Origin of the sequence: Mesorhizobium sp. M0045, assembly GCF_040323385.1 — a bacterium.
GTDB lineage: Bacteria > Pseudomonadota > Alphaproteobacteria > Rhizobiales > Rhizobiaceae > Mesorhizobium.
The window spans coordinates 1-6,728 of the sequence record NZ_JAMYUY010000050.1 but is presented as its reverse complement, the minus strand read 5'-3'; the positions used below and the strand labels follow the sequence as shown (position 1 = coordinate 6,728).

The window sequence follows — 6,728 nt, the reverse complement described above, 5'->3', positions numbered from 1 at the left end:
TGGTCTTTAGGGGCGGCCACAAGGAAACGACTTGCTGCTCCGGGGAAGAGATGCGCCTGCCATGCAATTGCTGCCCAGACACGCTAGCTTTCGTTGATCTGGCTGGCAGCATAGGTTCAATGCGCGGTTGGCTGATGACGAGAAGGGCACCGCCTTCTCAAACCGCACAAGCGGGCGTTACCAACGGTCGACCTGGAGCTGATGGATATCTGGAGGGACTGTCAGGAATTCTGTGCGCGAGGCCATGCCAAGGCCTTCCTCAACGCCTAGCCCAACAAGACAGCAACGATGCTCCCTCGCGGGCCCAGTAATGCGCGCTGCCACACGCCTCCATCACGACCATTGCGGGAGGCTGCTCGGCCATGAACTTGCCAAAACTCTGCCGCGACAGCTTCTTGCGAAACTTGAGCTGCCCCGTCATCGACGCGCCGTGCAGCTGAAAGACAGTCTTTGCCAGATCCACCCCAATCATTGTATCTTTCGTCACGGTTGCCGTCCTTTCCGCTCAGTTGCTGTGAACACCACTTTCTTGGCACATTGCGATGCCGTCTGGGAGGGCGGCAACCACCCCATCTGATTTGGCAATGTCGAGGCCGACCACGTGAACTTCATCTATCTGTTCGATTGCGCCCCGTGCTCCTCACAATAGGGCTGAAGCGGAAGGGGGCGTCCATGCCATCATGTCCGGCGGCGCTTCTATGAACAGGCAGCTGCCGGTCCCGCGCCGGCGGATGAGCGCCGTGCCGTGCGCCAGGAAAGAAGCCAGCCTATCCGTCACTCAGCTCGAGCCCTGGCTGCGCGAGAAGCTCGGCCTGATCAGCCAGAAGACCAAGCTCGCAGAGGCGATCCGCTAGACGCTCTCGCGCTGGGAAGGCCTCTCCCGCTTCTTCGACGGCCGCGTCGAGATCGACTCCAATACCGTCGAACGCTCGATCCGCTCTTCGCTGGATCCGACGGCGGCGCAGAGCACTGGGCCGTCATCGCTTCGCTGATCGAGACGGCGTTATGCCGCACGCGGCATAATGCAGAGCGTTTTTAGCTTGGCGTCGCGCAGAAAGGCGGGTGGCGAGAGCGCGCTGCGTTGGATCGCGACGGTGAGCTAAAAACGTGTTGGACTAAGCCGCCGGCACGGGTGGCCGCTATGGGTTTTCAATTGGGGCCGCACCCATAACAGGCATCGCGTGGCGGTGCGGATGCGGTCGCGGACCCGGCGATTGAAGGCGTGGCGTGCGCCGAAAGCGGCACGGATATCGGTTCCGGCATATGAGGATCGGCGCCGTCGCCCTGCCTGGGAGAGGTTGCCGGTGATGACGGCGCACACTTTTGCGGGACCGGCTCAGTTTGGCTTCCGAGCGGGCCGGCGCGATGCTGATGACAAGGAAGGCGACGCCCTTGATTCATGACGTGTCCTGATATGGCGGGCGTCCGGTGACGCCGTCGAATGTCTCGATGATGATCATCTGCCCGAGATGGCACGCCGGGCATTGCCTGAGGGAATGCCTGGTGAGGTCCTCGTAGCGGTCGCGATAGTCCTTTGCGGATCGGCTGTCGGACGGCTCGGGAACTGGCATGCCGAGCAGGTCACGACAGCAGGTGAGCTTTTGCGCGCGATAGCGATTGCCGAGGAAGCCGTAGTAGCGAATGCGATGGAAGCCCTGGGGCAGGACGTGTAGCAGGAAGCGGCGAATGAACTCGTCGGCCGCGACGGTCATGACCTTCTGCCGACTGCCGTGCCGATAGTCCTTCCAGCGAAAAGCGACTTTGCCATCCTCGATGGCCACGAGGCGATTGTTGGAAATGGCGACGCGGTGCGTATAGCGGCCGACGTAGTCGAGGACCTGTTCGGGTCCGGCGAATGGCGGCTTGGCATAGATGACTCACTCGGCCTTTCGTAGCGGCGCCAAATAGCGCCGGAAGGCATCGCGCTCGCTCAAGGCCTGCAAGTCAGAGAAGAACTTCAACTGGCCGGCGTCGAAGGCTTTCTCCAGGTGCTCCAGAAACAATCGTCGGAACAGGCGCGAGAGCACCCGGACCGGCAAGAAGAAACCGGGCTTGCAGGCGACCCATCCATCGCCGTCGGCAGAAAGGCCGCCGCCTGGGACCACGCAATGCAGATGCGGATGATGAAGCAGGTTCTGGCCCCAGGTGTGCAGCACGGCGAAGAAACCGGTCTCGGCGCCGAGATGTCGGGGGTCGGCGGCGATCGTCCGCAACGTCTCCGCAGTGGCGCGAAAGAGCAGGCCGTAGGCGAGTGCCTTGTTCTGATAGGCAATGGCGGCAATGGGCTCCGGCAGCGTGAAGACGACGTGAAAGTATTGGGTGTCGAGAAGCTCGGCGCGACGATCCTCCAGCCATTGTGCGCGGGCCAGCGATTGGCAGCGGGGGCAATGCCTGTCGCGGCAGCTGTTGAAGGCGATGCGCCGGTGGCCGCATTGATCACATGCTTCGACGTGCCCGCCGAGCGCGGCGGTCCGGCACAGTTCGATCGACGTCATGACGCGGCGCTGGGCGGTCGACAGCGACGCATCATGCTGTGCGCGATAGGCTTCGCCGTAGCAGCGGAAGATATCCGCCACTTCCGGCCCCGAGCGGGCCATTGCCGCGACCGCTCAGAAGTATTGCGGCTTGGCAGGCGGCGGCAGGGTGGGCGCCGGACGCGGCAAGAGCTCGAAGGGGCTCGAGGTGGCGCAGACCTTGTTGGTGGCAATTCGCAGGTAATGGGCGGTGGTCGCGAGACTCCTGTGACCGAGCAGCAGTTGAATGGTGCGCACGTCGGCACCGGCCTCCAACAGATGCACGGCGAAGGCGTGCCTCAAACTGTGTGGCGTGACCGGTTTGGACAATCCGGAGAGGTCGTGCGCTTTCGCGCAGGCTTGTCCCACCGCACTCCTGGTAATCGGCTGGTCGGCACGATCGCCGGGGAAGAGCCATTCCTTCGGTCGCCGCATCTTCCAGTAATCGCGCAGGATCTCCAAAAGCTTGGGCGACAGCATCACGTAGCGGTCCTTCTGGCCTTTGCCCTGCTCGACGCGGATGACCATTCTCTGGCTGTCGATGCCCGTGGGCTTCAGCTGAACCGCTTCCGAGATGCGCAAGCCGGCGGCATAGCAAGTGGTCAGGATGGCGTGGTGTTTGACGTCGAGGACGCAACCGACGAACCGCTGAACTTCCTCGGGACTGAGCACGATCGGCAGCTTCTGCGGCTTCTTGGGAAGCGGGAGGACCTCTTCAGGCGCCCAGTTCCGATCGAGCGTCACATTGTAGAGAAAGCGCAGCGCCGCAATGGCGGTGTGAATCGAGCTGGGCGACAGCTTCTTCTCGTTGACCAGATAGACCTGATAGGTCCGAATATCCTCTCGCCCGAGCAAGTCCGGAGACTTGCCGAAGTGGCGGGCAAACAGCGAGACCTGTTGCAGATACGACAGCTGGGTGTTGAACGCGAGGTTGCGCACCTCCATGTCCTCGCTCATGCGCTGGCGAAGTTGGGTCATGACAAGCTCCTTTGTCGGATGGAATAGGCTGCAAGCAGCCACTCCATGCTGACGCAGTCGGGGCTTGTTGTGGACACATGACCAGCGCGACAGACGAAGCGATCAACACCACGCCGTCGGCACACAGCCTCCTTGCCGCTCCGCAATCGCGGAGCGGGTTAGTCCATTGCGGTTTATGCCGACCGCCGACCTATGCCGAATGGGCTCGTTTTCCCCAGGATTCATCGTGAGCGGCCGTAATCGGCTCGGCATAGTTTGTCTCCTGCCTCCGCTTTCAACAGCGGGGGACAGGACATGATTGCAGAAGAGTATTTGGGCAGGAGCCGGCTGTTTCGGCGCCTGAAGAGGGGACACCACGGACACCTCGTCGAGCTCTACGCAGCGCAGTTAGTGAAAGACGAGCTCGCTCGCCACGGCACATGGCGATGCCTGAACTTGGTCGGCGATCTCCTGAGTTGGATCGAAAGAAGCCGTTTGAAGCTGACCGATCTCGATGGGCGTGTGGTCGAACGGTATGTTAAGCATCGAGCGGGGAAGCAATGCATCCAGCGGGGCGACCGGGCGGCGCTGAATCGGTTGCTGACGGTGCTGCGCGAAGCGGGCATGATTGCACCTGCGCCACTGCCGCCGATCATCCCGGAGGACCGGGTGTTTGCCGGGTTCAGCGATTATCTGCGACAGGAACGCGGGCTGGCGCCAAGGTCTATCATCTCCCACCTGCTGGTCATTCGCCGCTTCCTGCGCGAGGTGAGCCCTGCCGGTGCCAGCGATCTCGGCAACATCAGTCAGGAGGACGTCACCGGCTACATCGCACGCCACGCTCGGGATGGAAGCGCGGCATCCGGGAAGGGAATGTGCTGGTCGCTGCGCGCATTTTCTCCGATATCTCCATCATAGCGGGTTGCACCCTCTCGCTCTTGCCGGCTGCGCGCCCTCCATCAGGCGATGGAGGCTCGCAAGCCTGCCGACCTATCTCTCCGCCGCGCAGGTTCGGAAGGTCCCCGATTGTTGCGATCGAACCACGGCAATGGGGCGGCGGGATTACGCCATTGGATTGCGCGCCAACGAGGTTGCGACCTCATCCTGGATGATATCGACCGGCGATCGGGGGAGATGCTCATTCGCGCCAAGGCCGGCAGCGAGCACGGATGCCGATGCCTCCCGACGTCGGCACAGCCATCGTTGCCTACCTGCGTGATGGCCGTCCGGCCTCACCATGTCGCCGGCTGTTTCTCCGCACATTGGCGCCCAATGTTGGCTTCGCCTCTGGCTGCGCCATCACGATGATCGCCAACGCTGCGCTCAAGCGTGCCGGAATCAGCGGCTACGCACACCACGGGGCACATATCTTCCGCCACAGCCTTGCCAACGAGCTTCTCCGATCCGGTGCGCCCTTGTCGGAGATCGGCCAGCCACTGCGACACGAGAGCCATGACACTAACACGCATCTACGCGAAGGTGGATATCTAGGCGCTCCGGACATTAAGCCTGCCATGGCCGGGAGGCGTGCAATGACCACTCTGCGATCGGCACTCGAGCAATATCTGAGTATGCGCCAAGGGCTCGGATACAAGTACCAGCCTCAGGCACGGCGGCTCGCCGACTTCGTCTCCTTCATGGAGCGCCACAAAAGCTGCGACCATCACCAGGAAGCTGGCCATAGGCTGGGCGACCTTGCCGGCCGATTGGCATGCAACTTGGGCATTGCGGTTGACCGATGTACGGGGCTTCGCGCGCCATCTCGCGAACACCAATCCGGAGACGGAAGTGCCGCCCGCCGGGATATTACCGCCCCTGAAGCGCGCCAAGCCCTATCTCTACAGCGATGTGGAGATCAACGCGCTGGTGACGGCGGCGCTGGCCCTGCCGTCTGCAAACGGTCTGCGACGATGGACCTACCATTATCTGTTCAGGTCGATCGCAGCGACAGGCCTGCGTCTGTCCGAAGCGATCGGGCTTCACCGCAGCGCCGTCGACCTTGACGAGGGCGTGCTGACAGTCCGAGAGAGCAAGTTCGGTAAGTCGCGCCTTGTGCCCTTGCATCCTACGACTTGCGCGGCTCTCCGCAGCTACGCCGAGCGGCGGGATGCTCACCTCGGGTCGCACTGCGGGATGCACTTCTTTGTGGCCGAGCGCGGCGGCCGATTGCTCCACCAATATGTCCATCGTGTTTTCTGGCGTTTGTCCCGCGAGATCGGACTGCGCGTGCGGACGATCACGCGGGGCCCCGGGTTCACGACTTCCGCCATCGCTTCGCCATCCAGACGCTTCTCGGCTGGTATCGCGAAGGGACCGACGTCGAGCAGCGTCTCCCAGTGCTTTCTACCTACCTCGGTCACACCTGCGTGCGACACCTACTGGTATCTCTCGGCCTGTCCGGAGTTGATGGAAGAGGCGGCAGGGCGCCTGACCAGCGGTGGGAGATCAGGCCATGAAGCAGAGCCGCAATGTCGCCCCCTCGTCGAGCGCTACTTCACCGAGGGCTCATGCGGCAGGCGCAATGTCAGTGCCAACACGATCGCATCCTACAGAGACACGTTCCGGCTGTTGTTCAGGTTTGCACAGGCGCGGCTCCGCAAGCTCCCGTCACCCTCATCCTCGACGATCTCAATGCCCCTTTCATCAGCGCATTCCTCGCCGATCTCGAGACAAAGCGAGGCGTCAGTGCCAGGACGCGCAATTTGCGCCTAACAGCCATTCGTTCCTTTTCCCGGTTCGTGTCCTTCGAGGAGCCGGCCCACAGCGCCCTTGTCCAGCGCGTCCTCGCCATACCGAGCAAACGCCATTACAAGCGTCACGCTTCATGTGATGATACTTTTGAAGGACTCCCCGCCACCAAATCCGTAGATAGCAACCGGCAAACTCGATGTAGCGGCGGCGTCCTCGACCACCCAGTACCATTGGATCCTGCGCGCAAACCGCGTGATCCTAGGTGATGCTCCGATGCCGAGCGCGTCGTTAGTGAGATCGCCAGGGAACTATCATCGTCGAGCGGACGTTCGAGTTTGGCACGAGAGGCGACCGTCGTCATTCGACGTCTGTCGTGTTCAGCTGTATCCGGTTGAAGACGTCTATGTTCGGAACCCGACATACTGAGGCGCAAGTATTCCGCCGTTGCGGCGGGAAACACCTGGTTTGCCGCTCTTGCTCGCACCTCGTCGGTGGCACGCCGATTGCATGGGACACGGTGAAGGATCCGTTACGACCATAGCGGTCTCGCAGTTTCCGGCCCAAGGA

General features: G+C 62.1%; 3 protein-coding genes and 3 pseudogenes. 3 read left to right on the top strand and 3 right to left on the bottom strand.

Going from position 1 to position 6,728, the window contains the following annotated elements; all coding sequences use genetic code 11:
• Window positions 1-295 precede the first annotated feature (295 nt).
• Window positions 296-487: pseudogene (locus tag NKJ72_RS30575) on the bottom strand (IS110 family RNA-guided transposase); the annotation flags it as partial.
• Between the two features lie 192 nt (window positions 488-679).
• On the opposite strand from NKJ72_RS30575, the pseudogene NKJ72_RS30570 reads away from it, so the two are divergent.
• Window positions 680-1,000, top strand: a pseudogene (locus tag NKJ72_RS30570) (IS66 family transposase); the annotation flags it as partial.
• A 397-nt stretch (window positions 1,001-1,397) separates the two neighbouring features.
• Here NKJ72_RS30570 and NKJ72_RS30565 read toward each other — a convergent pair.
• Both NKJ72_RS30565 and NKJ72_RS30560 read right to left on the bottom strand, forming a co-directional pair.
• Window positions 1,398-2,597: pseudogene (locus tag NKJ72_RS30565) on the bottom strand (IS91 family transposase).
• Between the two features lie 12 nt (window positions 2,598-2,609).
• The gene (locus NKJ72_RS30560; protein WP_352480747.1) at window positions 2,610-3,491 is read right to left on the bottom strand and encodes a tyrosine-type recombinase/integrase; all 882 of its coding nucleotides are present in this window, start codon (window positions 3,489-3,491) and stop codon (window positions 2,610-2,612) included.
• A gap of 294 nt (window positions 3,492-3,785) precedes the next feature.
• Between NKJ72_RS30560 and NKJ72_RS30555 the strand changes: the two genes are divergently transcribed.
• Both NKJ72_RS30555 and NKJ72_RS30550 read left to right on the top strand, forming a co-directional pair.
• Entirely contained in the window at window positions 3,786-4,388 is a 603-nt protein-coding gene (locus NKJ72_RS30555; protein WP_352480746.1) for a site-specific integrase, read from the top strand.
• A gap of 813 nt (window positions 4,389-5,201) precedes the next feature.
• Window positions 5,202-6,182 (top strand): tyrosine-type recombinase/integrase, encoded by a 981-nt coding sequence (locus NKJ72_RS30550; protein ID WP_352480745.1) that lies wholly within the window; start codon window positions 5,202-5,204, stop codon window positions 6,180-6,182.
• The last annotated feature ends 546 nt before the right edge of the window (window positions 6,183-6,728 follow it).

Coding starts and splice junctions, on each gene's coding strand:
- NKJ72_RS30560 (WP_352480747.1), bottom strand. CDS start 3,491: ATGACCCAACTTCGCCAGCGCATGAGCGAGGACATGGAGGTGCGCAAC.
- NKJ72_RS30555 (WP_352480746.1), top strand. CDS start 3,786: ATGATTGCAGAAGAGTATTTGGGCAGGAGCCGGCTGTTTCGGCGCCTG.